The organism is Nocardia sp. NPDC058480 (assembly GCF_042720495.1).
In the GTDB taxonomy this organism is placed as follows: Bacteria; Actinomycetota; Actinomycetes; order Mycobacteriales; family Mycobacteriaceae; genus Nocardia.
Genome location: NZ_JBHXMN010000007.1, coordinates 16,754 through 39,747 on the forward strand (window position 1 = coordinate 16,754; position 22,994 = coordinate 39,747).

Consider the following 22,994-nt stretch of genomic DNA (forward strand, 5'->3'; position numbering starts at 1 on the left):
AATAGTCCGCTACGCGAGTTCCTCTGCCGCGTCCGCACTCGGCTTCGGCGCGGCGGCCACGCTGTCGATGCCGTATTTCGCGGCCGCTTCCACCGCCTTCGCCTTGTCGAACGTGCCGTCCCGGACGAGGCCCTCCAGCACCGCGACCACCATCGACTGCGCGTCGACGTTGAACACCCGGCGAGCGGCCGTCCGGGTATCGGAGAAGCCGAACCCGTCGGTCCCGAGGGTGATGTAGTCGCCGGGCACCCACTGCCGGATCTGATCGGGCACCGCGCGCATCCAGTCCGTCGCGGCGACCACCGGTCCACGCGCGGCCGAGAGCGCCTGGGTGACATAAGGCGAACCCGGATCGGAATCAGGGTGCTTGAGCGCCATGATCTCCTTGTCGAGCGCCTCCCGGCGCAGCTCGCCGAACGAGGTCACCGACCACACATCCGCGGCCACTCCCCACTCCTGCGCCAGCATCTCCTGCGCGCGCAGCCCGTCGGGCACGGTCACGCCGGAAACGAGGATCTGGGCGCGAACATCGCCCTCAGCACCGCGCTGATACAGGTACAGACCCTTGAGCAGACCCGCCACGTCGAGGTCGTCGGGCTCGGCCGGCTGCTGGTAGGGCTCGTTGTACAGGGTGATGTAGTAGAAGATGTTCTCCCCGCCGAACGTGCCGACCGCGGGCGCATCGGTGCCGGGCAGCTGACTGGCCGGTGCCTCGCCGCCGCCGTACATCCGGTGCAGACCATCGCGGATGATGTGCGCGATCTCGAACGAGAACGCCGGATCGTAGGTCACCACGGCCGGATTGGTGGACGCCAGCAGCAGCGACTGCCCGTCGTTGTGCTGCAGACCTTCACCGGTGAGGGTGGTGCGGCCCGCGGTGGCGCCGAGCACGAATCCGCGTGCCAGCTGGTCGGCCGCGGCCCAGAAGCTGTCGCCGGTGCGCTGGAACCCGAACATCGAATAGAAGATGTAGAGCGGGATCATCGGCTCGCCGTGGGTGGCGTAGGAGGTGGCCACCGCGGTGAACGACGCGGTGGAACCCGCCTCATTGATGCCCTCGTGCAGGATCTGGCCGACGGTGCTCTCCTTGTAGGCGAGCATCAGTTCCGCGTCGACCGAGGTGTAGAGCTGGCCGTTGCGGTTGTAGATCTTCAGCGTGGGGAACCACGAATCCATGCCGAAGGTGCGGGCCTCGTCGGGGATGATCGGCACGATGCGCTTGCCGATCTCCTTGTCGCGCAACAGCTCCTTGACCAGACGCACCAGCGCCATGGTGGTGGCGACCTTCTGCTTGCCCGAACCCTTGCGCACCGAACGATAGGCCTCATCGCCCGGTAGCTTCAGCGGCTCGGCGGACGAGCGACGCTCGGGCACGAAACCGCCGAGCGACTTGCGCCGGGCCAGCATGTACTGGATCGACGGATCGTCCATGCCGGGGTGGTAGTACGGCGGCAGGTACGGGTCCTTCTCCAGCTCGGCATCACTGATCGGGATGCGCTGCAGATCGCGGAAGTCCTTGAGGTCCTGCAGCGCCAGCTTCTTCATCTGATGGGTGGCGTTGCGGCCCTCGAAGTGCTTGCCGAGGGTGTAGCCCTTGATCGTCTTGGCCAGGATCACCGTCGGCTGACCCTTGTGCGCCATCGCCGCCGAATACGCCGCGTAGACCTTGCGATAGTCGTGGCCGCCGCGCTTGAGATTCCAGATCTCGCTGTCGGACATGTTCTGCACCAGCGCTTTTGTGCGCGGATCGCGGCCGAAGAAGTGGTCGCGCACGTACGCGCCGTCGTTGGCCTTGTAGGTCTGGTAGTCACCGTCAGGGGTGGAGTTCATCAGGTTCACCAGCGCGCCGTCGCGGTCGGCGCCGAGCAGCGCGTCCCACTCGCGACCCCAGACCACCTTGATCACGTTCCAGCCCGCGCCGCGGAAGAACGACTCCAGTTCCTGGATGATCTTGCCGTTGCCGCGCACCGGGCCGTCGAGCCGCTGCAGGTTGCAGTTGATCACGAACGTGAGGTTGTCGAGTGCCTCGTTGGCGGCCACCTGGATCAGGCCGCGCGACTCGGGTTCGTCCATCTCGCCGTCGCCGAGGAAGGCCCAGACGTGCTGGTCGGAGGTGTCCTTGATGCCGCGATCGGTGAGGTAGTGGTTGAACCTGGCCTGATAGATCGCGTTCATCGGGCCCAGGCCCATCGACACCGTCGGGAATTCCCAGAAGTCCGGCATCAGCCGCGGGTGCGGGTAGGACGGCAGTCCCTTGCCGAGGCCGCCGTGGCTGTATTCCTGACGGAATCCGTCGAGCCGGTCCGTGCTGAGGCGGCCCTCGAGGAAACCGCGCGCGTAGATACCGGGCGAGGCGTGGCCCTGGATGTAGATGTGGTCGCCGCCGCCGGGATGGTCCTTGCCACGGAAGAAGTGGTTGAATCCCACCTCGTACAACGCCGCCGAGGACGCGTACGTCGAAATATGGCCGCCGACACCGATTTCGGGGCGCTGCGCGCGATGCACCATGATCGCGGCATTCCACCGGATCCAGGCGCGGAAGCGGCGCTCGACTTCCTCGTCACCGGGGAACCACGGCTCGTTCTCGGTGGGAATCGTGTTGACGTAATCGGTGGAGGTGAGCGCCGGAATCGAGACACGGCGTTCGCCTGCGCGCTCGAGCAATCGCAACATCAGATACCGGGCACGGCCCGGACCTTCCCGGTCGAGCATGTCGTCGAAGGATTCCAGCCACTCGCTGGTCTCTTCGGGGTCGATATCGGGTAGATACGACGCGACTCCCTCACGGATGACCCGCACCCGTTCACCGGTGGGTTTGGTGGTGGATTCACCACCCGCAGTGGAGCTGGCTACTGGATCGTTAGAAGCTGCAGAGTGGATCAGGTCGGTCAAATCTGCTCCTCGTGATGGGGGCTGAACTGCTTGGTCGGCGTCGCTATCCCCGGGCCTGCCCGCTTGGTGTGCGGACCACCCGTGACGAAAGGTTCGGGTGCACCCCCCATCCTTACCGAAAGGACTGCCCAGGTCATCACCTCGACGCGAATACCATTGGGTAGGTTCTGCGGGGAAATACGAGTCGCGCACGTGAGTGAGAGGGAACGCCGAACGATGAGGGTGCTGCACGCGCGCCGGCTGGGGCTGATCTGCGCCTTTGTCGCCGTGACCGCGGGTTCGGTGGTAGCGGGGTGCGCCGAGCAGATCCCCGGCACGCCGACGACCGACGCGGCCGAAGTGGCCGCCTACAAGACGGCGGCCGCCGCGTCGTCCTCGGCGGCCGCGTCCTCGCGTGCCGCTGCCGCGCGAGAGCGGGCGATCACCGACAACTGCGGGCAGTTCGCCACCACCACCGGCGCCGGTGTCACCGCCTACAACGACTTCGTCTCCGCGCACGACACGAACGCCCCCGACTACGCCGCCAAGCGCGAGTCCGCGGCCACCACCCTCGACAACGCGGCGACCAAAGTCGAGGCGGGCGTCGTCGCCGCGGCGGGCGCCTTGCCGACCGAGCTGGCCGACAAGTTCACCGCCTATGTCGTCGCGGCGCGCGAGCTATCCGCGCAGACCAGAAAGATGACCTACAACTCACCTGTCGGCAAGCTCAACGAAGCCAGCAAGGCCATCAACCAGGCACGCACCGCAGTCCACGACGCCTGTTGAGACGGTCGATTTTGCCCTGCCGACACGCGGCATACGGTCCCAATTCATCCGATCAGCTTGCGCTGCGGCCGATAACCATGTTCGCTTGCACCTATCTTACTGTCGGAAGTTTAGGGAGGACACCACCGTGGTCGCCGCGGCGGACGCGCAGAACTACGCTCAGAAGCTTGGCATTTCTCACGGCTTGGTTGTTCAGGAATTGGGCTGGGACGAGGACACCGACGACGCATTGCGCGCCGAGATCGAGGAGGTCAGCGGCGGCGAAATGGTCGACGAAGACTCCGATGAGGTCGTCGACGCCGTCCTGCTCTGGTGGCGAGAAGGTGACGGCGATCTGGCCGACGAGCTGATGGATGCCATCAGCCCGCTGGCCGATGAAGGCTTCATCTGGGTCCTCACCCCCAAAACCGGCCAATCAGGCCATGTCGATCCGAGCGAGATCGCCGAAGCCGCACCCACGGCCGGCCTGACCCAGACATCGACCATCAGCCTCGGCAGTTGGACGGCCTCACGGCTCGTTCAGCCGAAGGCACCATCGAAACAGCGCTGAATCCGCCGTTCGCTAGGGTCTCAGTTGGGCTCGCGAGCCCGGCTGGGACCCGACACGACGGAGGATTCATAGTATGCCGCTAGAGGTTGGCACTCTCGCGCCGGATTTCACGCTCAAGGACCAGAACAACCAGCCCGTCACCCTGTCGGATTATCGCGGCAAGAAGAACGTGCTGCTGGTGTTCTATCCGCTCGCCTTCACCGGCATCTGCCAGGGCGAGCTGTGCAAGGTCCGCGACGAGCTGCCCAAGTTCCAGAACGACGACGCCGAGATCATCGCGATCTCCGTCGGCCCGCCACCCACCCACAAGATCTGGGCCGCGGAACAGGGCTACCTGTTCCCCCTGCTGTCAGACTTCTGGCCGCACGGCGCCGTCACCCAGTCCTACGACGTCTTCAACGAGAAATCCGGCTACCCCAACCGCGGAACCTTCGTCGTCGACAAGTCCGGCTACATCACTTTCGCGGAGATGAACGGCCCCGGACAAGCCCGTGACCAGGCGGCTTGGGAGAAAGCCCTCGCCGCGCTAGATTCATAACCCGACACCGCCGGTACTCCCCGGCGGTGCCAGGGCGTATAGCTCAGCGGTAGAGCACTGGTTTTACACACCAGCGGTCGTAGGTTCGATCCCTACTGCGCCCACAGGTTTTTGAACAGGTCCACCATCGGGTCTCTCGGTGTGACCGCCGCAGCTGCAAGACGGGGGATCATGCTCTCGCTCGATGCAAATCCTGAGACTCCGAGTCACTCGGCGTCGACCGACTCTGTGGTGCACGCATATGTTTTTGCGCTGGATCCCACACCCACCCAGCAGGACATGCTCCAGTCACATTGCGGTGCACAGCGGTTCGCCTACAACTGGGGTCTGGCGATGGTTCGGGCCGTCCTCGCGCAACGTGACGCCGAGCGCTCGTACGGTGTCGCGGAGCCAGATCTGACTCCGCACGTGAACTGGTCGGCCTACGCACTCCGCAAACGATGGAACGAAGCCAAACCGGCAGCGGCTCCGTGGTGGTCGGAGAACTCGAAGGAGGCTTACGCGAGCGGGCTGGCCAACTTGGCCACTGCGTTGAGCCGTTGGGCAGGCGGGCGGGATTCCGGCATGAACCGGGTTCGTCGATTTCCCAAGTTCAAATCCAAGCGGAGTCGGCAGTCTTGCCGATTCTCGACCGGGGCGTTCGGTCTGGTGGCCGCCGACCGACGACATGTCAAACTCCCCAGGATCGGTGTGGTCAGGACTTGGGAGTCGACCCGGGCGTTGGAACGGCGCATCCGAGCGGGGGTGGCACGAATCCGTTCTGCCACCGTCAGCTTCCGGAACGAGCGTTGGCAGGTTTCGTTCTCGGTCGAGCTGTCCGGACTCCCGCCCGCGCCTCGCGGCCGACGGATTCCCGTTGTAGGTGTCGACCTCGGGATCAAGCACTTGGCGATCCTGTCGGTGCCGATCCCGGGAATCACCGATGAGAACGGATTCGTCGCCGCACCACCGGATGTCGAGCGCGCCACGAAAAAGCTTCGGCGGCTACAACGTCGCGCCTCACGTCGGTGCGGTCCCGATAGGCGGATCAGCCGCACACCGTCTCGACGTTGGGAGAAGACCCGAGCAGAGATGGCGCGGGTGCACAAACAGCTGACGAATGCCCGGAAAGACAAGCTTCACCAGCTGACTACCCGGCTGACCGCTGCCTGCGAATCCATAGTCATCGAGGATCTACACGTGGCAGGAATGATTCGAAACCGAAGGCTTAGCCGCAGCATTCAGCGTGCGGTGTGGGGAGAGCTACGCCGCCAACTCACCTACAAGGCGGGCTGGCGAGGAACCTCGCTGATGGTCGCCGACCGGTTCTACCCCAGCTCGAAGACATGCAGCGGATGCGGCGCAGTGAAAACCAAACTGCGCCTGTCCGACCGCGTCTTTCGATGTGGAGATTGCCATGCTGAGCTGGACCGCGATATCAACGCGGCCAGAAACCTGGCCTCGCTGGTCCATCGGCAGGACAGGACGTCCGCGGCGAGTTGCGTCGGGACGCTAAACAAGCCTGATGGAAACCCGCGTAAGTCCGGCGTCATGTCGGCAATGGGTACTGCCACGGGTAGGCCCCCGAGGTCAACGCCACGTAGCAATGCGGCGGCTGTCTGATGAGACAACGGTTCGATCCCCTCTGCGCGCCGTCGCGATTCGGCAGAATCCGTCACCACCAGGTGAGCTAGTGCTCGCAATCGGTATGAATCGGCGGCCAGTAGAAGGTCGTGGAGCAGGCGAGGCAGGTGTGCGTTCGGTGATGTCCGCCGATCCGGAGGCAGGGCATCACGCTGACGAGCGACCGGCCCGCCCCGAGTCGGTGCCCGTTCGGGGCGGACTTTGGTGGGTCCGCATCCCAGTTTCGCAGGGTTCAATCCCACCAAGTCACGACTGCCATACGACGTTGGGCAGCCTCGATGTAGAAGCTTCGTAGGGTGTAGAGGTGCGGGGCCAGGTACTCAGCCGGATGGCACAGCAGGCTTGATGTCTGGTCGTCGAACGCCTGACGCGCCTGGTCGGCGTCGGCGGGAAGCGCTGCCAATGCTCTCTGAAAGTCCACCTCCAGCAGGGTCTTCGATATCTGGGCAACTTCGGAGAGCTCTGTCACGGTGATCGGGTGCGCCAGTATCGTGTCCGGGTGCCGGCGGTAGTTGGGATTGAGCTCTTCGCGCCCGGCGAGCGCGTTCCGCACCGTATCCAGGTAGTCGGCGTCGACTCCTGCCAGTTCAAGCACGCGCAGCAATGGAGACCCCGCCCAGTCCAAGTCTCGGTAGTCCGATGCAGGTGCACCGTCGAAAGAGCACAATCGGTCGACCTCTTCGGCCGAAGACCGGCAGAGAGCCAGGTGCTCGACGGAAATCCGAGCGAACTGTTGCGTCAGCGCCACGTGGTCATCCTGCCCGACTGTGCGCTGACCAGCATGAATATCTGGTGACGGATAGCTTGGTCGACCCGCCGCTTCTCGCCGGCTCGGGCGTCACGGGTCTTGACAGATGCGGCGGTCAGCCACACCTCCGCCGCGCCGGCCGAGTCACGTCCGTCAGCTCATGTCCCGAACACAGCAGTCAGTAGTCGAGGGCGTGTTCTGGCTGGCAGACGTACAAGGGGGATGGCAGGTATCGGACGATGGCGTCCAGGAGTGGCGTGATGTCGTCGCTCGCGAGGGGTGTGCCGCACAGGATGGGCACGATGTCACCGTTGCGAGTGTGGCGACGGATGCGGTTGTGCAGGTCTCGGAGGGTGAGGGAATCCGCGGGGTCTTGGTCGGTCAGGGTCTCGACGAGTTCGCGGTACCACCGTTCGGCGGGTTCCCCATGGCTTCCGATGGATTCGAGCAGCACCATCGGGGCCAGGTCGATGACGTCGTCGAAGCCGGCGCCGGTGCCTACGGGGATCTGTAATACCAACGGCGCTGCCCCGCGCGTCTCGGCGATCGTGCGAACACAGCGGTCGAAGTCGGCGCTGGGGTGATCGAGCCCGTTGACCAGGCACAGGCGGGCGACCTGGTGGTCGTCGGCGACTCGCAGCATGGTTTCGAGCCGCGGGGTGCTGTGCGTGGCGGCGTTCACGACCACGACTACTCCGTCGGCTACCCGGATGGATCGTTCCAGGTCGGCGATGCGTGCGTCGCTCGATAGCTCGGCGACGCGAATCGTGTGCTCGATACCGTCCGTCGACCAGCGGACCGTGTTCTCCGTGTCGCCGACACATCGGCGCAGGCGGTGGACCACTCGCGCCGTCGCCTCGGGTTCGCCGATGATCGTGACATTGCGGATCGACTGCGGGTCAATAGCTTTGGTGTCCATCGCGGGTACTCCAGGTCGACGTCGAGGACCTACTCGATCCGCTCACCGTACCTGCGCCCGAGCAGCGCCGGAACGGAATTCCGCCCCAAAGTAGAACGTGTTCCTATACCGTCGGCCTCGTGCAGAAAGAACAACGCCCCGCCGTGGCTGACTGGTTCACTGCGGACGACGGCCAGGTACGCCTCAAGGGAACTCGCTGCAACGATTGCGGCACGCCGTACTTCCCGAAGAACACGCTCGCCTGTCGCAATCCGCAATGCACAGGTACCCATGACGGCTCCGAGCTCGTCGAGTACCTGTTCTCCACGCGTGGCCGGATCTGGTCGTACGCGGACGCTCGATACAAGCCGCCCGCGCCCTATGTCTCGGCCGATCCCTTCGTGCCCTATGTCGTCGCGGCGGTGGAGCTCGAGGTCGAGCAGATGGTGATTCTCGGACAGGTCGTGCGCGGTCTCACGGTGTACGACCTGGCCGTTGGCATGCCGGTCGAATTGACCATCGGCACGCTGTACGAAGACGAGGACGCAGAGCACACGGTGTGGATGTGGAGGCCGGTCAATGACTGATACCAATGATCGCGATATCGCCGTCCTCGGTGCCGGCATGCACCCGTGGGGCAAGTGGGGGCGCAATTTCGTCGAATACGGCCTGGTAGCCGCGCGTGCGGCGCTGGCCGATGCCGGGTTGGACCACCGCGATGTCGGCTACATCGCCGGCGCGGACACCATCCGCAACGGCTACCCCGGGTTCGTCTCCGGCGCGACTTTCGCGCAGGCGCTCGGCTGGTCGGGTGCGCAGATCTCGAGCAGCTACGCCGCCTGCGCCTCCGGCGCACAGGCCATCGCCAACGCGCGCGCCCAGATCCTGGCCGGGCTGTGCGAGGTGGCGCTGGTGGTCGGCGCGGATACCACCCCGAAGGGCTTCTTCCAGCCGGTCGGTGGCGAGCGCCGCGACGACCCGGACTGGTTGCGCTTCCATCTGCTCGGTGCCACCAACCCCATCTATTTCGCGCTCTATGCCCGCCGCCGCATGGCATTGCACGGCGCCACCCTCGACGACTTCGCCGCGGTCAAGGTGAAGAACTCCAGGCACGGCCTGAACAACCCGAATGCCCGCTACCGCAAGGAAGTCTCGGTCGAGGAGATCTCCGCCTCGGCGGTCGTGTCGGACCCGTTGCGGCTGCTCGACATCTGCGCGACCAGCGACGGCGGGGCGGCGCTGGTGCTGACGTCGATGGACTACGCGCGTCGCCACGGCATCGCGGATCCGGTTCGCATCTCGGCGCTGTCGACGGTGACGCCGACGTTCCCGAAAACCGTGCTCGATCTGCCGGACTTCTCGACGGACTCCGCTGTGGCCGTCGAGCCCCCGTCACGTACCTTCCGGTCGGCCATCGCGCACGCCGCCTACGAAGAGGCCGGTCTCGGTCCCGCCGACCTGTCCTTCGCCGAAGTCTATGACCTGTCCACCGCCCTGGAACTGGACTGGTACGAGGACATCGGGCTCTGTGAGACGGGCGAGGCGGAGGCTCTGCTGCGCAGTGGCGCAACGACATTGGGCGGACGGGTACCGGTGAACCCCAGCGGCGGCCTTGCCTGCTTCGGTGAAGCCATTCCCGCACAGGCGATCTCGCAGATCTGCGAGCTCACCTGGCAGTTGCGCGGCCAGGCCGACGGCCGCCAGGTGGACAACGCCCGCGCGGGCATCGCGGTGAATCAGGGCCTGTTCGGTCATGGATCGGCCATCATCGCCACTCGCTGAACCCAGGGTCGGCTGACCGAAACCCCGGGCTCTGTCCGGGGTTTCGGAGTCACCGCACACTGACCAACGGTTCCGGCACTTCGGTGGCTTCGCGCTCGGCCGTCAGGTCAGCCACCCGATTCCGGGCGACCTCGAGTGACCGCCGCAGCCGCTCGCCGCCGAATTCGTCGTTGCCTGTGTAGACGAACTCGACCTCATCGATGCCGATGAAACCCAGAGCCGTGCGCAGGTACGGCTCGACGTGATTCGCGCTCGCCAGCGGACCGCCGACCTCGTAGCCGGCGTCGCCGGTGCCGACGATGACGAAGGCACGCTTGCCGGAGGTGAGTGGTGTGTACGGTGCCGCGGCCTCGGGGTCGAAGGCGAAGGTGCGGCCGACCCGGACGATTTGGTCGATGTAGGCCTTCAGCATCGCCGGCACCCCGAAGTTGTACATGGGGACGCCGAGCACCAGCACATCGGAGGCGAACAGCTCGTCCACCAGATTGTCGCTGTAGGCCAGGACCTCGCGCATCTGCGGGGTGCGCTGCCCCGGTGTGGTGAAGGCGGCGGCGATCCAGTCCTCGGTGAGGTGTGGCGGCGGTTCGTGGCCGAGGTCGCGGCGGATCACCGTGTCACCGGGCCGACCCTCGCTCCAACGGTCGACGAAATCCCGGACCAGCGTGCGGGTGTGTGAGCGCGACCGGCGCGGGCTGGCATCGAGCTGAAGTAGCTGGGCCATGTGGAGGTACTCCTGTCTGGGCTGGGTTGCCTTGCGGTACCGAGCCTGCCCGACAGGGAATATTCGCGGAAGAACGCACATTTCTGTTACTCGGTACCCTTTTTTATACCTTTGCCGGTGAGACGAGGATGTGGCATGGCGACACGTAAGCAGGATCTCGATTTCGACTGCCCGGTCGAGGTCACCCTCGATGTGATCGGCGGCAAGTGGAAGGGCATGATCGTCTTCCATCTGAGCGAGGGAACGGCGCGGTTCAACGAGATGCGCCGCGCCATGCCGCACGTGACCCAGCGAATGCTCACAGCGCAGCTGCGTGAACTCGAGCGCGACGGCGTGCTCACCCGCGCCGTGTATCCGGAGGTTCCGCCCCGAGTCGAGTACGAGCTGACCGACTTCGGTCGCGGTCTCGTCCCGATCATCGCGCTGATGGAGACCTGGGGTGAGCAATACCGGGAGCAGCTGCGTCAGCCGGATGTTGTCGGCCTAGCGGCGCCGTCGGGAACTGCGTAACAACGCGCGAACGTTCGAGCGGTCTCGATCCGCGGCAACCGCTGCGGATCGAGACCGTACTCATTCGCCGACGCCGCTAGGCGACGAAGTCTCGGACCTGGGCGAAGACCGTGCTCGCGGCGAGTAGGGAAAGGTGGCCGATACAGCCGGTCTTGGTGTTGGCCGCACCGTTGAGGATGACGCTGTCATCCGGGTTGATGATCTCGTCACAGGGCGACCACCAGGTTCCGTATTTCACGCTGCCGGGGGTTTCGTCGCCGCTGTTCAATTGCGCCAACAAGCTCGAACCGGGTCGCATGTCCTCGCAGGAATAGTCCCAGCAGCCATAGGCGATTTCCGTACCGTGGTTAGGTCCGCCGATGGAGACCCAGTCGTCGACATAACGGGCGCCGTCGAGGAACTTCAGATACCAGCGACTGTTGACGCCGCCCATCGAGTGGCTGATGATGTCGATCTTGGTGGCGCCGGTGGCGACCCGCAGCGCATCGGCCTCGGCTTTCACTTCCTGGGCGATCACCTTGTTCGATTGAGCGGTGTCGTAACTGAAGGTGCGCAAGTGGGCGGCGCTGTAGCCGGCATCTTCGAAACGGGAAACCATGAGGTCCCAGTTCCAGTCCGCCCCTTGCCATCCGTGCACCAACAGGATCGGATTTCGCTCCGGCGCGGCGGCCGCTCGATGCGGCGCGAAGGTAAGGGTGGCCGCCGCTATTGCGACGAAAGTGATTGCGGTGATGCCGATTCGGCGCATCATCGAGCTGATGTTCATGCCCGGTCTCCTTGTTCGGCCCGTCCTCGCCGGACGAGCAGAGCGACCGTAACAACGCGCGAATCCCGATCACCTCAAATTTGAAGTATTCGTTATTCACCTTTCGATTAACAAACCTCAACGAATGGGCCGTGGTGAGGCGCGGGGGTATCGCTCGCCACCCGCACAGTGCTTGCGGTCCTGATCGGCCACAGCGTCGCCGCCGCACGCGACCACCCGCGCCACCTCACCGTGAAAAATGGGGTGAGCGGAGTGCGGGCCGCGCCGCAGAATGACTCATGCTCATCGACCACTGGCCCCTGTACGGACTGCGGCTCACCACGCCCCGTCTGGAACTCCGTCTGCCCTCCGGTGACGAGCTCGCCGCGCTGGCCGATCTCGCGGCAGAAGGCGTCCACGACCCCGAACGCATGCCCTTCTCCGTCCCGTGGACAGATCTCGCTCCCCCCGAACGAGCACGCTCGGTGGTACAGCACCACTGGCTCCAACTCGGCACCTGGGCGCCCGACAACTGGGCACTGAACCTCGCGGTATTCGAGCACGGCCGAATCGTCGGCCAGCAGACGATCGCCGCCCGCGACTACGCGACCCTGCGTGAGGTCGACACCGGCTCCTGGATCGGCCTTCGACACCAAGGCCGAGGCATCGGCACCGAAATGCGTGCAGCGGTCCTGCATCTCGCATTCGCAGGATTGCAGGCCACCGACGCGGTCTCGGGTGCCTTCGCTGACAACCCGTCCTCGTTCCGAGTCTCCGAGAAGCTCGGCTACGAACCCGACGGGATCCAGCGCCTCACTGTGCGGGAGAAGGTCACCGTCATGCGCCGAGTGCGTCTCCCGCGCACGAAATGGGAGAGCCGACAGCGAACAACCGTCAGGATCGACGGACTCATCCCCTGTCTGCCCCTGCTCGGCTCCGCGTGATCTGCCTTCGAGCGGCCGGCTGGATTATCGGCCGCTCGAAGGCACCTAGGAAGCGACTCGATGGGTGTCGCCGACGGTCACTGTGCACTGGCCGTCTTCGCAGGAGCGCTGGAGTCGGCCCCTCGACAAGGTCTGCATCAGCCCGATCGCCCAGCACGTCGGACACCCGCGCAGTGCGACCACACCGACGGGCAGCAACAACAGACCGATCGGGCCGACGACCGGGATGAGCGCCACCGACCCGACCAGCGCGGCGAACCCCACCCCGCCGCGCACCAGGTGCTCGAACATGGACTTACTCGCGAAATCATCGCTCATCGTTTCCTCCAGCAGCGTCACCAGGTGCGGCCTGTAGAGCGTGTTGAACTGCCGCCCGCGCCCGGTGCAGCCGCGATTTCATCGCCGCCGTGCTGAGCCCGAGCGCATCGGCGACCATCCGCCCGCTGTAGCCCTGAATGTCGCGCATGATCAACACGCTGCGCTGGTCCGCGGGCAACGCGGCGACCGCGGCCGCCACCCTGCTCGCTTCCAGTCGTTGCAGCACCTCATCTTCGGCCGAAGCAGCAGAAATATTGTCCTGCACGGGGATTCGGACCGACAGACTCGTCCGCGCGCGACGCAGGCACTCGTTGCGAACGATCCGGAACATCCACGACGCCAGCGCACCGGAGGCCCGCAGCATCCCGATCTTGCGATACAGGATGATCAGCGCCTCCTGCGCCGCATCTTCGGCGTCTTCCGGTGTGGCACACAGGGAATGAGCGAACCGCTGAATATGCGGATGCGAACCCGCCACCAACGCCGCGATCGAATCCACGTCCCCACCCTGCGCGGCGACGATCAACTGCTGATCGGGCCAGCGCGACTCACTCACGCCCAGCTCGTTTGCGCTTGACCACGACCATGCACGTGCAGAGCAGCACCAAGCCGACGACAACACCGATACCGATGACCACAACAAACCTCCGTGTCCCGTCCCGACGTCCGTCGCGACACACATAAGAGGCACCTGCGATGCGGATGGATTCACCCGCGCCCGAAATCTGCCCACGCTACGTTCGCCCGACCCAACCAGATTTGTCGACACGTCACCGATGGATCTCGCGGTCCGCATCGAGGAACCGGCCGCGTGCTACTCGACATATTCCGACCTATCGTCCAACGACAACACCAGGGTGCACTGTGTCGACGCCACGCCGAATGCCCGGACCGCCGACATCGACGTCGACCACCTCGTCGGCGCTCTCGCCGTCGACAGCCGGACACTGTACGTGGCCGAGAGAGGTGGCAATCGCATATCTGTTGTCGACCTTGCCACAGGCAAGGTGACAAAACAGTTCGATGTCGGCGCGAAGCCGATCGCGATCGCGGTCGACCCCGCCTCGGGCACTGCGTATGTCGCCAACAGCGGCGCCGACACGGTCACGGTGGTCAGCCCGGAATGAGCGACCGATTTATTGCTTCTCCGGAGACCATCCTGGAACTCGGCCGCAACTTCAGCGACGCGAACACTCGCATCGGCAGCACGTCGGACGATCGCGAGATCGACAACGTAGTCGCAGGTCTCAGCCAATCTGCGTGTGCGCAAGCGTGCGCCGATGGCGTGATACGTGCAGGCGGCATGATGTCGACAATTGCCGATCACTGGCAAGTGATCGGTGAGGGCGCGATCAAGAGTTCCAATGTCTACGCCGAACTCGATGCCGAGTACGGACGCCGTTGGTGCCGCTGAAATTCGTGCATCGTTCCGCGATTTGCCGATGACGTTCACCGGGGATTCGGGCCCGAACGAAAAGTTGTGTTGCACAGCCTTTCCGGTCGACTGCATCTTCCTGGCAATGATGACATCGTGGGGGACCGAGACCTTCGCGCGTTGTGTCGGCGAAGCACACGAGCGCGATCACAAGCATCCCGACGCCGAGTCGATCGACCCGGACAAGCGGCGTTACGCGACCGCGGCCGAGAAGATGGACCGCTACAACAACGAGACGGGTATCCAAGTAGGGCTTCGGCACGAAGACGACACCGCGGCACGATGTCGCACGCGGCTCGCCACCACCGCACCGTGCCCGAAATCTCGTTGGCAACCGACGCGCATCTCGGTATCGTTCGAATCATGCACACAGGCACCGCGATGATGAAGCCCTGGTCGCTCCGCTGACGGCGGCGACCCGCATTCCCTCTATTTTCTGACGCCGCTGTCCCGGGTATTCATGCCGGGCGGTCATTTGTGCTGTCCCGGCTCCTTCCTCGAGCTGCGGAGAATCTGTGTCTATCTCTCATATCGGCCGATCCGGCATGTCCACCCATCTTCCGGCCGGCGCGCACGCCCACATCAGGGCGACGTCGATCCAGGTCACCCTCGGATCGCGAGCGGTGCTCAGCGACGTCTCACTCACGGTGTCGGCCCGTTCACGGCTCGCCATCGTCGGGGAGAACGGGCGTGGCAAAACCACGTTGTTGCATGTGCTGGCTGGGCTGCTCATCCCGGATGGCGGCTCGGTCACCCGGGTCGGCACCGCGGGTGTTGCCCAGCAGGCCATAGCTTTTCGCGCGGGTGAGACCGTGGGCGACCTGGTCGCCGAGACGATCGAACCGGCGTTGCGCGCACTGCGCGACCTCGATACCACCACCGGATCGCTCACCGACGGACAACCGGGGGCCGACGACGCCTACGCGGCGGCCCTGGACGCCGCCACCCGGCTCGACGCCTGGGATGCCGAACGCCGCGTCGACATCGCGCTGTCGGCGCTGCACGCCTGCACCGACCGGGATCGCCCGTTGGCGACGCTGTCCGTCGGGCAACGCTACCGAGTCCGGTTGGCGTGCCTGCTCGGGTCCACCCAGGACAACTTGCTGCTCGACGAACCGACGAATCACCTCGACCGGGACGGACTCGAATTCCTGACCGCTCGCCTGCGGGCCCATTCCGGCGGACTGGTGGTCGTCAGCCACGACCGTGCGCTCCTGCGTGATGTCGCCGAGGAGTTCCTCGACCTCGATCCCAGCCAGGACGGTCGCGCTCAGCTCTTCGCAGGCGGTTACGCGGGTTGGCAGGAGGGCCGGGCTCGCGCGCGCGACCGATGGGAGCACGAATACGAGGAGCAACGGACCGAGCGTGCGCGCCTGCAAGAAGCGGTAGCCGGTGCCCGTGACCGTCTCAGCACCGGCTGGCGACCGGACAAAGGACACGGTAAGCATCAACGCCAGTCGCGGTCACCCGGTCTCGTACAGGCCCTGAAGCGACGACAGTCCGATCTCGAGGCTCATGTCGTCACCGTCCCCGAACCTCCTCTGCGACTGCGCTTTCCCGAGTTGCGCGTGCGCCCCGGCACACCCATCCTCAGCGCGGACGACATCACGGTGACCGGTCGCCTCGGCTCCCCCGTGACGCTGTCTCTCGAAGCAGGCGAACGTCTCCTGATCACCGGCCACAACGGCGCGGGCAAGTCCACCCTGCTCGCCGCACTCGCGGGCGCGCTCGAGCCGTCCACCGGCACCGTCCGCCACCACGGGTCTGCCCGCATCGCGCTGATCGGCCAAGAAGTCCCCGCCTGGGACCCCGACCTGACCGCCCAGGACCTCTACGACCAGCACACCCGAAACTTACAACTACACAACACCATCGACCCGATTCCGCTCACCGCCACCGGCTTGCTCGAACAACGATCCCGCCACACCCCCGTCGCCCGCCTGTCGCAGGGCCAGCAACGCCGCCTCCACCTGGCCATCCAGCTAGCCGCCCGCCCCCAACTCCTACTCTGCGACGAACCGACCAACCACCTGTCCATACCCCTGGTCGACGAACTCACCACCGCCTTCTCGACCACCCCCGCCGCCATCGTCGTCGCCACCCACGACCGCCGAATGCTCACCGACCTATCCCATTGGCCCCACCTTCCACTCACCTGAAGCCGCCACCGACGGCGACAATGAGATACCAGCACCCTTCGGGAGGACGACAGTTGCGCAAGCAGAGTTCTGAGATGTCGCGCGGGGCGCGGATGGCGGCTCACGGTGCCGTCTCTGCTTCCCTTGCGCTGCACAGTGATGCCGAACTGAGCGAACTCGTCGATGCCGCAGTGCCGCTGGGGTCCGGGATCGGTGGGAAATCGGCTTTGCTGGAGGTCTGTGGGGTTCCGGTCTTCGTCAAGCGGGTGCCGCTGACCGATTGGGAGCGGCAGCCGGAGCACGTCCGGTCCACGGCGAATCTGTTCGGGCTGCCGATGATCTGCCACTACGGCATCGGCGGGCCCAGCTTCGGCGCCTGGCGAGAACTCGCCGTCCACGCCATGACGACGGGCTGGGTGCTGGCGGACGAGTTCGACGGGTTCCCCGTGATGCACCACTGGCGGATCCTGCCGGACTCGACGCCCCTGCCCGACGAACTGGCCGATGTCGAGCGAGTCGTGGCGTACTGGGGTGGTGAATCGGCGGTGCGCCGCCGGCTCGACGCTCACCGGCAGTCCTCCGCGAGCATCGCGCTGTTCCTGGAATACATTCCGCAGAACTTGCATCAATGGCTGGGCGCGCAGATCGACGCCGGCGCCGAGGCCACCGACCGCGCCTGCGCCATCGTCGAACGCGAACTGCCCGCTGGGATCGCGTTCATGAACAGCCGAGGCTTGCTGCACTTCGACTCCCACTTCGAGAACATCCTCACCGATGGACGGCGGCTCTATTTCGCCGATTTCGGCCTGGCGATCTCCACCCGATTCGACCTGTCGCGACAGGAGATCGACTTCTACGACCGGCACCGCGCCTACGACCACTGCTACACGGTCTCCTATCGGACCCGATGGCTGGTCACCGCCCTGTATGGCGGCGACGACCGCACCGAACGAATAGCCGCGTACGCCCGAGACGAGCGCCCCACCGGAATCCCCGAGATACCCGCATCGATCATCGCTCGCGATGCCCCGCTCTCCGTGGTCATGGCGGACTTCTTCCATCGACTCCAACACCAGAGCAGGCAAACCCTGTACCCACGGGAGGAGCTCGACCGCATCCTCCGAATCAACAGCTCAGCCTGATCAACCGGGCATTCGCGCGAACCGGGCCTGCGCGCGACTCACCGACGCCGAGCGGTGATGAGCCAAGCGCGGGAGTCGAAGTACACGCCGCTGTCGGTCTGATGGTCGGACAGGGTCTCGCGCAGCCGCGCACGGGCTCGCTCGGCTTTGACGGGCTCGAGGTCGGCGAGGAAGGCGGTGAACCCCGTCAGGCGCAGCAGGTTGTCGTAGGCGGCCGCACTGTCGGGGCCGTAGTACACGGGCTCGTCGATCTCGGTGAAGCCGATGTCGGTGAAACCCGCTGTCGCCAACATGGATTCGGTGGCCGTCGGGTCGGCGAGTGAGAACGGCCCGCGACCGGGCGTGGCTATCGCGGCGGCGAGGACGTCGCTGAACACCGATGCCCACTCGTTGCGGTCATGGCCTTGCCAGACCAGCCACGCGAGACGACCCCCTGGACGCAGTGCATGCGCGATGTTGGTGAACGCCGCGACCGGATCGGCGAAGAACATCACACCGAACCTGCTGATACACAGGTCGAAATACGCTGGCGAGAAAGGCTTTACCTGTGCGTCTGCCAGCTCGAAACCGATATTCGACGGCCCTTCGTCGTCGCTGATCCGACGCGCTTGTTCGAGCATCACCGCCGAGATATCGACCCCGACCGCACTCCCGTCGACGGCCACACGGGCCGCTTCCCGCGTGGTCTGCCCTGTGCCACAACCGATGTCGAGCACACGATCAGCATTACCGAATCGCGCGGCGGCGAAAAAGTGCACGTTGTGCAGACGTAGTTCGGCGTCGTAGTCGAACAGATCCATTGTCGTCCTCCGGAAGCTGTGTCTTCGGTGCGAGCCTCGGCGGGCGGCACGCACTCGGTCCATCTCACCATCCCCCGCGTTCGCGCACCCCGCCATCGCGGCCGCGTTCCTATCCACGTGACACCGACGCGGCGACCCGCCAGGATGGGTCGATGTCGACACGAGAACTCGTCGTCCTCGGCACAGCCGGAGCTGTGCCCACCCGCCGCCGCAACCACAACGGCTACCTCCTGCGCTGGGACGGGCAGGGCGTGCTGTTCGATCCCGGCGAGGGCACCCAGCGCCAGATGGCACATGCGGGCGCATCCGCGACCGAACTGAATTGGCTGTGTATCACCCATTTCCACGGCGACCACTCGCTGGGCGTTCCCGGCATCGTGCAGCGGCTCGGTCGCGACGGGGTGCCCCATGACGTACACGCCGTCTACCCCGCAGCGGGTGCCGAGTACTGGGAACGACTGAGGTACGCGACGAGCTATTACGGCTCGCCCGGCCTGGTCGAGCACCCGGTGAGTGGCCCCGGTGAAACGCTGCAGGGCCACGGTTTCACCCTCACCGCACTTCCCCTGGCCCACAGCATCCCCACCTACGGCTACCGCCTCGCCGAACCGGACAGCCGAACGTTTCTGCCCGAGAAACTCCGCGAGCACGGCATCTCCGGCGCCGCGATCCGTGAGCTGTCGGGGCCACTGCTCGAGGAATGCTCAGCACCGCGACCGGGCCAGAAGGTGGCTTTCGTCATGGATACTCGCCTGTGCGACAACGTCTTCGAGCTCGCGGCCGACGTCGACATGCTGATCATCGAATCCACCTTCCTCGACTCCGAGACAGATCAGGCGCACGAACGCGGCCACCTCACCGCCCGCCAGGCGGGTGAGGTAGCGCGCGCCTGCGGCGTGACAACCCTTGTTCTGACCCATTTTTCGGAGCGATACACCGAGCGCGACGATCACCTGTTCACCGAACAGGCAGCCTTTCCCGGCGCCGTCCTCGCCCACGATCTCGACCGTGTCGCCCTGCCTGCGCGACGCACGGGCAGCTGAAGAGGGCCGCATGCCGCTGCGGCTGTGTTGACGCAGCACCGCGTGCGGTGATCGCGGTGCCGGGCTCGAGGCCGTCGAGCGAGGTCACGACCGTCTTGCCGGGGTCGGCTGACCTCGGCGCGCTTCGAGTGCATCCAGGATCAGATCCAGACCGAAACCGAACTCGCCCGAGTAGTCGTAACCGGGTCGCAGGGCGTGGCCGACGATCATCTCGGTGAGATACGGCAACTCGCCTGCCGGAAGGTTCGCGAGGATCGCGCCCGCGACATCCTCGACGTCCGCAGCCACGGACACGGGCAGGTTCGCTTCTTGCAGGACGAACCCGCCGACATAGCTGTCGATCAGCGAGACCGCATGCGCGGCCATCGGCAGCGAAAACCCGGCCTCCCGAAGAACTCCCAGGACCGCATCGTGATGACGAAGTGTCGCCGATCCCGGATTCCGACGGGAATCCATCAGCCCGAGCGCCCAACTGTGTTGCGCCAGAACCGAACGCGCCGAGCCGGCCCGGCCTCGGATCGCATCCCGCCAGTCAGCACAGTCCGCCTCGGGCAACTCGATCGCCGCGAACACCGCGTCGACAACGCCGTCGAGTATCGCGTCCTTGTTCGGCACATGGTTGTAGAGCGACATCGCCTCCACCCCCAACTCCTGCGCGACCCGCCGCATCGTGATGGCTTCGACTCCCTCACGGTCGGCGACCCGAATCGCGGCATCCAGCATACGATCCCGCGGACGTCGCCCGCCCACCGAAGGTCCTGCGCATCACCGAGTTCCTTCGGATGGACCGGGTCGCGGACTGAGATCGCGCCGAGTATCGAACTACTCGGTCGACACGTTGCGTTGCAGCGTGACGTGCACAACCGCGTCCTCGCGGGCGACGAGCCGGTGTGGATCACCGCCGGTGATGTAGATCGTGGTCCCCGGTTCGAGGCGGTGCGCCTGCGTCGTCGCACCGGAGGTGACATCCAGATCGATGACGCCGGACACACAGCTGATCAAGATCGGACCGGGCGCGCGGTGCTCATCGAGCACCTGACCCTGCCGGAAGCTGATGCGTACCAGGGTTATTCCCGGTCCGTGCAGAATGCGCTGCGCGTTGGGCAGGTCGCCGTCTTTGGGCTGCCACGCGGTGGTGCCGGTGGCGATGGGGGTGCTGGTCTCGGTGGTCATGCGCTCGGCTTCCTGGCGATGATGGCGATGGCGATGAGTGCGCGCCGGTGGGTGTTGAAGGTGGCGCGCATGGCGAGCACGCGTTGCCGGGCCGACCGGTCGCGCAGCACATTGCGGACGATCCGCGCGGTGCCGAGCAGGCCTTCGTCAGCGAGCACCCGGCGTGGTCGCAGCAGCGCCATCGGCGCGAAAGTGACTGTCTCGATCTCGAATCCGCCCGCGGTGAGCAGGTCGGTCCATTCCGCGCGGGTGAGTGGCCGTGCGTTGACCTTGATGGAGCGGGCGAGCGCCTTGCGGATCTCGGTCTTGATGCCGTCGTCGAGATCGTCCGGGGTCAGCGCCAGTTCGTGAATGGCGTAGCGCCCGCCCGGCCGGAGCACGCGGAACGCCTCGGCGATGATCGCGGACTTGTGCGGGTCGGTTTGCATCGTGAGCATCGCCTCGCCGACGACCGCGTCGGCCGAGCTCGACTCCAGACCGGTGTCCGCGGCATCCCCGGTGGTGACGGTCCCGGCGGTCCCGATCACCTCGGCGCTGCGGGCAGCGGCGGCGGCGTCCGCTTCGACGCCGCGATAGCTGGCGGGGACACGGCCCAGGATGGCGGTGGCCGTCTTGCCGAGACCGGGGGCCAGTTCGACCACATCCGCACCGGGCAGGTGCGCGGCGTCGAGCATGCGTTCGGTCAGCTCGATTCCGCCCGGGCGCAGCACGCGCTTGCCGAGGCGGGCGAGCAGCCAGTGTCCGGGAATGTGCGCGGAGTCGCGGTGGTCGAAGGGCAGTGGTGTGTTCACAGGCGTCTTCCTGTCGGTTCGGCCGCGGGATGCGGCGGTCCTACAATCAAGCGAGAAGTGATGTCGTCAGGTGGTCGTCGCCGGACCGGATCGGCGCCGGTCATGGCGCGAGAGGAGCGCCGATGGTCAGCACACCCCGGCAGCGGGACAGGGTGTTCGCGCTGGTGCGTGATTCCCTCGAACCCTTGGACGCGCCGGTCGTCAGCCAGGCGCTCGGCATCCACATCACCACGGCGCGCTTTCATCTGAACGCATTGATCGACGCGGGCCAGGTGGAGGGCACGTGGCTGCCGTCGGAGACGGTGGGTCGTCCACGCAAGGGCTATGTGGCGGTCGGCACGGATCCCACCGCACCGGTGCTGGCCGCCCTGCTGGCACAGCTGGGCGACACCACCGAGGCCCGGCGCGCGAAAGCCACTGCGGCAGGACGGATGTGGGCGGACACCCTGACCGATCTCGGTGAGCCGACCACCGACCTGCCCGATCCGGTCACGGTCGTGACCACGACGCTGACCCGGCTCGGCTTCCAGGTGTCCTCGGCGGTGTCGAGTTTCGGCACCCACGAGATCCAGATGTGCAACTGCCCGCTGCGGCGCATCGCGCGCGATGCGCCCGAGATCGTGATCGGCCTCCAGCAGGGGATGATCGAGCGGATTCTCGAGCGGCATTCGCCCGCGCTGGCTTCGCAATTCGCGGTCGAGGTCCGACCCGACACCACTGGGGATTGCGGTGTCACCCTGCGGCTGAGCACCAGGTCGACACAGACGGCGCCGCTCGCGCGCTGAGCCCTGCGCTGCCACTTTCACCACCCTTCCCGATGCTCGACCCGGATCCCACTGATCCGCGGCAGACCTTATTTAAATGAATCTTGACCGATGCCGTAAGGCTAGGCTAACTTACTGCCATCAACTGGGATTTTGCCAGGAATCTGGAGTGTAACTCCGGTCACCCGAGGGAGTGAATAAATGATGAGCAGCACGATCCGCAGGAGTGGAGGCGCGCTCGCCGCCATCGCCGCAACGGTCCTGGTGACCGCCCCGACCACGGCGGCCGACCCCGGCGGCTTCCGGATCACCAGCGAGGTTCCCAGCCTGGCCGAACTCAACGAGCAGGTCCGATTCCTGGTTGAGACAGCGGCATCCGACGAGGCCAAGGCCGTGAACCTGGAAGGCGGCGCCAACGCCGTCGTCGTGCCGCGCACCGTCTACAACCTGGGCCTGTTCCGCGCGCCGCTGGGCTGGAACGAGGTGACCGGACCCGAAACCCACAGCGGCAACGAGCACACCGCGATCCTGCACTCGAGCTCCGCCGGACGCCCGAGCATCACCATGAAGGTGACATGGAAACGCATCGACGGCACCTGGAAATTGGCCAACAACTCGCTGTGCGCCGGCGTGAAGACCGTGGGCCTGCCGATCCCCTGCGACTTCTGACGGTG

At 65.7% G+C, this 22,994-nt stretch carries 27 protein-coding genes and 1 tRNA gene; 17 read left to right on the top strand and 11 right to left on the bottom strand.

The genetic code is table 11. The features are described 5' to 3' along the window. Positions 1-9: 9 nt before the first annotated feature. Positions 10-2,892: a pyruvate dehydrogenase (acetyl-transferring), homodimeric type gene (gene aceE / locus ACFWO8_RS18300; protein ID WP_378952126.1), complete on the bottom strand. Its 2,883-nt coding sequence runs from the start codon at positions 2,890-2,892 to the stop codon at positions 10-12. A gap of 216 nt (positions 2,893-3,108) precedes the next feature. Between aceE and ACFWO8_RS18305 the strand changes: the two genes are divergently transcribed. From ACFWO8_RS18305 to tnpB, 5 genes are all read left to right on the top strand, one after another. Continuing rightward, entirely contained in the window at positions 3,109-3,657 is a 549-nt protein-coding gene (locus ACFWO8_RS18305; RefSeq protein ID WP_378952130.1) for a hypothetical protein, read from the top strand. A gap of 127 nt (positions 3,658-3,784) precedes the next feature. Further along, positions 3,785-4,207 carry a DUF3052 domain-containing protein gene (locus tag ACFWO8_RS18310; RefSeq protein WP_266299004.1) on the top strand — a complete coding sequence of 141 codons (423 nt, stop codon included), beginning with the start codon at positions 3,785-3,787 and terminating at the stop codon, positions 4,205-4,207. Between the two features lie 73 nt (positions 4,208-4,280). Continuing rightward, the gene (locus ACFWO8_RS18315; RefSeq protein ID WP_056821170.1) at positions 4,281-4,745 is read left to right on the top strand and encodes a peroxiredoxin; all 465 of its coding nucleotides are present in this window, start codon (positions 4,281-4,283) and stop codon (positions 4,743-4,745) included. A 32-nt stretch (positions 4,746-4,777) separates the two neighbouring features. Further along, positions 4,778-4,849 (top strand) — tRNA-Val (locus tag ACFWO8_RS18320). 67 nt (positions 4,850-4,916) lie between these two features. Then, a complete protein-coding gene (gene tnpB, locus ACFWO8_RS18325; RefSeq protein WP_378952135.1) occupies positions 4,917-6,347 on the top strand; it encodes an IS607 family element RNA-guided endonuclease TnpB in 1,431 nt (476 codons plus the stop codon). A gap of 253 nt (positions 6,348-6,600) precedes the next feature. On the opposite strand, the gene ACFWO8_RS18330 is transcribed toward tnpB, so the two are convergent. Both ACFWO8_RS18330 and ACFWO8_RS18335 read right to left on the bottom strand, forming a co-directional pair. Beyond that, positions 6,601-7,116 carry a hypothetical protein gene (locus ACFWO8_RS18330; RefSeq protein WP_378952138.1) on the bottom strand — a complete coding sequence of 172 codons (516 nt, stop codon included), beginning with the start codon at positions 7,114-7,116 and terminating at the stop codon, positions 6,601-6,603. 178 nt (positions 7,117-7,294) lie between these two features. Continuing rightward, positions 7,295-8,035 (bottom strand): GTP-binding protein, encoded by a 741-nt coding sequence (locus ACFWO8_RS18335; protein ID WP_378952141.1) that lies wholly within the window; start codon positions 8,033-8,035, stop codon positions 7,295-7,297. A gap of 119 nt (positions 8,036-8,154) precedes the next feature. On the opposite strand from ACFWO8_RS18335, the gene ACFWO8_RS18340 reads away from it, so the two are divergent. Beyond that, a complete protein-coding gene (locus ACFWO8_RS18340; protein WP_378952144.1) occupies positions 8,155-8,601 on the top strand; it encodes a Zn-ribbon domain-containing OB-fold protein in 447 nt (148 codons plus the stop codon). Continuing rightward, a complete protein-coding gene (locus ACFWO8_RS18345; protein ID WP_378952147.1) occupies positions 8,594-9,796 on the top strand; it encodes a lipid-transfer protein in 1,203 nt (400 codons plus the stop codon). Before ACFWO8_RS18340 ends, ACFWO8_RS18345 begins: the two co-directional genes overlap by 8 nt. A 49-nt stretch (positions 9,797-9,845) precedes the next feature. Here the strand turns inward: ACFWO8_RS18345 and ACFWO8_RS18350 are convergent, their stop codons facing one another. Beyond that, a complete protein-coding gene (locus tag ACFWO8_RS18350; RefSeq protein WP_378952150.1) occupies positions 9,846-10,517 on the bottom strand; it encodes an FMN-dependent NADH-azoreductase in 672 nt (223 codons plus the stop codon). Between the two features lie 135 nt (positions 10,518-10,652). Here ACFWO8_RS18350 and ACFWO8_RS18355 point away from each other — a divergent pair, with 135 nt between their 5' ends. Further along, on the top strand, positions 10,653-11,027 hold the full coding sequence (locus ACFWO8_RS18355) for a winged helix-turn-helix transcriptional regulator (RefSeq protein ID WP_378952153.1): 375 nt from the start codon (positions 10,653-10,655) through the stop codon (positions 11,025-11,027). A 76-nt stretch (positions 11,028-11,103) separates the two neighbouring features. Here ACFWO8_RS18355 and ACFWO8_RS18360 read toward each other — a convergent pair whose 3' ends face one another. Then, positions 11,104-11,793, bottom strand: coding sequence for an esterase/lipase family protein (locus ACFWO8_RS18360; protein ID WP_378952156.1), 690 nt, complete (start codon positions 11,791-11,793; stop codon positions 11,104-11,106). A 278-nt stretch (positions 11,794-12,071) separates the two neighbouring features. Between ACFWO8_RS18360 and ACFWO8_RS18365 the strand changes: the two genes are divergently transcribed. Further along, a complete protein-coding gene (locus tag ACFWO8_RS18365; protein WP_378952159.1) occupies positions 12,072-12,716 on the top strand; it encodes a GNAT family N-acetyltransferase in 645 nt (214 codons plus the stop codon). A 45-nt stretch (positions 12,717-12,761) separates the two neighbouring features. Here the strand turns inward: ACFWO8_RS18365 and ACFWO8_RS18370 are convergent, their stop codons facing one another. Continuing rightward, the gene (locus ACFWO8_RS18370) at positions 12,762-13,034 is read right to left on the bottom strand and encodes a hypothetical protein (RefSeq protein ID WP_378952162.1); all 273 of its coding nucleotides are present in this window, start codon (positions 13,032-13,034) and stop codon (positions 12,762-12,764) included. Then, positions 13,024-13,590, bottom strand: coding sequence for an RNA polymerase sigma factor (locus ACFWO8_RS18375; protein WP_378952165.1), 567 nt, complete (start codon positions 13,588-13,590; stop codon positions 13,024-13,026). The genes ACFWO8_RS18370 and ACFWO8_RS18375 overlap by 11 nt, the downstream gene beginning before the upstream one ends. Positions 13,591-13,810: 220 nt before the next feature. On the opposite strand from ACFWO8_RS18375, the gene ACFWO8_RS18380 reads away from it, so the two are divergent. The 5 genes from ACFWO8_RS18380 to ACFWO8_RS18400 all read left to right on the top strand — a co-directional run bounded on the left by ACFWO8_RS18380 (position 13,811) and on the right by ACFWO8_RS18400 (position 17,749). Then, the gene (locus ACFWO8_RS18380) at positions 13,811-14,161 is read left to right on the top strand and encodes a YncE family protein (RefSeq protein ID WP_378952168.1); all 351 of its coding nucleotides are present in this window, start codon (positions 13,811-13,813) and stop codon (positions 14,159-14,161) included. Continuing rightward, positions 14,158-14,448 carry a hypothetical protein gene (locus tag ACFWO8_RS18385; RefSeq protein ID WP_378952171.1) on the top strand — a complete coding sequence of 97 codons (291 nt, stop codon included), beginning with the start codon at positions 14,158-14,160 and terminating at the stop codon, positions 14,446-14,448. The genes ACFWO8_RS18380 and ACFWO8_RS18385 overlap by 4 nt, the downstream gene beginning before the upstream one ends. A 106-nt stretch (positions 14,449-14,554) precedes the next feature. Then, complete coding sequence (locus tag ACFWO8_RS18390) at positions 14,555-14,854, top strand: hypothetical protein (RefSeq protein ID WP_378952174.1); 300 nt, start codon at positions 14,555-14,557, stop codon at positions 14,852-14,854. 160 nt (positions 14,855-15,014) lie between these two features. Next, complete coding sequence (locus tag ACFWO8_RS18395) at positions 15,015-16,628, top strand: ATP-binding cassette domain-containing protein (protein WP_378952936.1); 1,614 nt, start codon at positions 15,015-15,017, stop codon at positions 16,626-16,628. A gap of 74 nt (positions 16,629-16,702) precedes the next feature. Beyond that, the gene (locus tag ACFWO8_RS18400) at positions 16,703-17,749 is read left to right on the top strand and encodes a protein kinase family protein (protein ID WP_378952177.1); all 1,047 of its coding nucleotides are present in this window, start codon (positions 16,703-16,705) and stop codon (positions 17,747-17,749) included. A 38-nt stretch (positions 17,750-17,787) separates the two neighbouring features. Here ACFWO8_RS18400 and ACFWO8_RS18405 read toward each other — a convergent pair whose 3' ends face one another. Next, positions 17,788-18,549, bottom strand: coding sequence for a class I SAM-dependent methyltransferase (locus ACFWO8_RS18405; RefSeq protein WP_378952180.1), 762 nt, complete (start codon positions 18,547-18,549; stop codon positions 17,788-17,790). A 152-nt stretch (positions 18,550-18,701) separates the two neighbouring features. On the opposite strand from ACFWO8_RS18405, the gene ACFWO8_RS18410 reads away from it, so the two are divergent. Next, complete coding sequence (locus ACFWO8_RS18410; protein WP_378952183.1) at positions 18,702-19,592, top strand: ribonuclease Z; 891 nt, start codon at positions 18,702-18,704, stop codon at positions 19,590-19,592. A gap of 84 nt (positions 19,593-19,676) precedes the next feature. On the opposite strand, the gene ACFWO8_RS18415 is transcribed toward ACFWO8_RS18410, so the two are convergent. From ACFWO8_RS18415 to ACFWO8_RS18425, 3 genes are all read right to left on the bottom strand, one after another. Further along, positions 19,677-20,315 (bottom strand): TetR/AcrR family transcriptional regulator, encoded by a 639-nt coding sequence (locus ACFWO8_RS18415; RefSeq protein ID WP_378952186.1) that lies wholly within the window; start codon positions 20,313-20,315, stop codon positions 19,677-19,679. A 99-nt stretch (positions 20,316-20,414) separates the two neighbouring features. Further along, the gene (locus ACFWO8_RS18420) at positions 20,415-20,765 is read right to left on the bottom strand and encodes a cupin domain-containing protein (protein ID WP_378952189.1); all 351 of its coding nucleotides are present in this window, start codon (positions 20,763-20,765) and stop codon (positions 20,415-20,417) included. Next, positions 20,762-21,556 carry a methyltransferase domain-containing protein gene (locus ACFWO8_RS18425; RefSeq protein WP_378952192.1) on the bottom strand — a complete coding sequence of 265 codons (795 nt, stop codon included), beginning with the start codon at positions 21,554-21,556 and terminating at the stop codon, positions 20,762-20,764. The genes ACFWO8_RS18420 and ACFWO8_RS18425 overlap by 4 nt, the downstream gene beginning before the upstream one ends. A gap of 122 nt (positions 21,557-21,678) precedes the next feature. On the opposite strand from ACFWO8_RS18425, the gene ACFWO8_RS18430 reads away from it, so the two are divergent. Then, a complete protein-coding gene (locus tag ACFWO8_RS18430; RefSeq protein WP_378952195.1) occupies positions 21,679-22,341 on the top strand; it encodes a transcriptional regulator in 663 nt (220 codons plus the stop codon). A gap of 180 nt (positions 22,342-22,521) precedes the next feature. Next, entirely contained in the window at positions 22,522-22,989 is a 468-nt protein-coding gene (locus ACFWO8_RS18435; RefSeq protein ID WP_378952198.1) for a hypothetical protein, read from the top strand. Positions 22,990-22,994: the final 5 nt, after the last annotated feature.

Coding starts and splice junctions, on each gene's coding strand:
- ACFWO8_RS18305 (WP_378952130.1), top strand. CDS start 3,109: ATGAGGGTGCTGCACGCGCGCCGGCTGGGGCTGATCTGCGCCTTTGTC.
- ACFWO8_RS18315 (WP_056821170.1), top strand. CDS start 4,281: ATGCCGCTAGAGGTTGGCACTCTCGCGCCGGATTTCACGCTCAAGGAC.
- tnpB (WP_378952135.1), top strand. CDS start 4,917: ATGCTCTCGCTCGATGCAAATCCTGAGACTCCGAGTCACTCGGCGTCG.
- ACFWO8_RS18335 (WP_378952141.1), bottom strand. CDS start 8,035: ATGGACACCAAAGCTATTGACCCGCAGTCGATCCGCAATGTCACGATC.
- ACFWO8_RS18345 (WP_378952147.1), top strand. CDS start 8,594: ATGACTGATACCAATGATCGCGATATCGCCGTCCTCGGTGCCGGCATG.
- ACFWO8_RS18350 (WP_378952150.1), bottom strand. CDS start 10,517: ATGGCCCAGCTACTTCAGCTCGATGCCAGCCCGCGCCGGTCGCGCTCA.
- ACFWO8_RS18355 (WP_378952153.1), top strand. CDS start 10,653: ATGGCGACACGTAAGCAGGATCTCGATTTCGACTGCCCGGTCGAGGTC.
- ACFWO8_RS18360 (WP_378952156.1), bottom strand. CDS start 11,793: ATGAACATCAGCTCGATGATGCGCCGAATCGGCATCACCGCAATCACT.
- ACFWO8_RS18365 (WP_378952159.1), top strand. CDS start 12,072: ATGCTCATCGACCACTGGCCCCTGTACGGACTGCGGCTCACCACGCCC.
- ACFWO8_RS18370 (WP_378952162.1), bottom strand. CDS start 13,034: ATGAGCGATGATTTCGCGAGTAAGTCCATGTTCGAGCACCTGGTGCGC.
- ACFWO8_RS18380 (WP_378952168.1), top strand. CDS start 13,811: ATGGATCTCGCGGTCCGCATCGAGGAACCGGCCGCGTGCTACTCGACA.
- ACFWO8_RS18385 (WP_378952171.1), top strand. CDS start 14,158: ATGAGCGACCGATTTATTGCTTCTCCGGAGACCATCCTGGAACTCGGC.
- ACFWO8_RS18390 (WP_378952174.1), top strand. CDS start 14,555: ATGATGACATCGTGGGGGACCGAGACCTTCGCGCGTTGTGTCGGCGAA.
- ACFWO8_RS18395 (WP_378952936.1), top strand. CDS start 15,015: ATGTCCACCCATCTTCCGGCCGGCGCGCACGCCCACATCAGGGCGACG.
- ACFWO8_RS18400 (WP_378952177.1), top strand. CDS start 16,703: ATGTCGCGCGGGGCGCGGATGGCGGCTCACGGTGCCGTCTCTGCTTCC.
- ACFWO8_RS18405 (WP_378952180.1), bottom strand. CDS start 18,549: ATGGATCTGTTCGACTACGACGCCGAACTACGTCTGCACAACGTGCAC.
- ACFWO8_RS18410 (WP_378952183.1), top strand. CDS start 18,702: ATGTCGACACGAGAACTCGTCGTCCTCGGCACAGCCGGAGCTGTGCCC.
- ACFWO8_RS18415 (WP_378952186.1), bottom strand. CDS start 20,315: ATGCTGGATGCCGCGATTCGGGTCGCCGACCGTGAGGGAGTCGAAGCC.
- ACFWO8_RS18420 (WP_378952189.1), bottom strand. CDS start 20,765: ATGACCACCGAGACCAGCACCCCCATCGCCACCGGCACCACCGCGTGG.
- ACFWO8_RS18430 (WP_378952195.1), top strand. CDS start 21,679: ATGGTCAGCACACCCCGGCAGCGGGACAGGGTGTTCGCGCTGGTGCGT.
- ACFWO8_RS18435 (WP_378952198.1), top strand. CDS start 22,522: ATGATGAGCAGCACGATCCGCAGGAGTGGAGGCGCGCTCGCCGCCATC.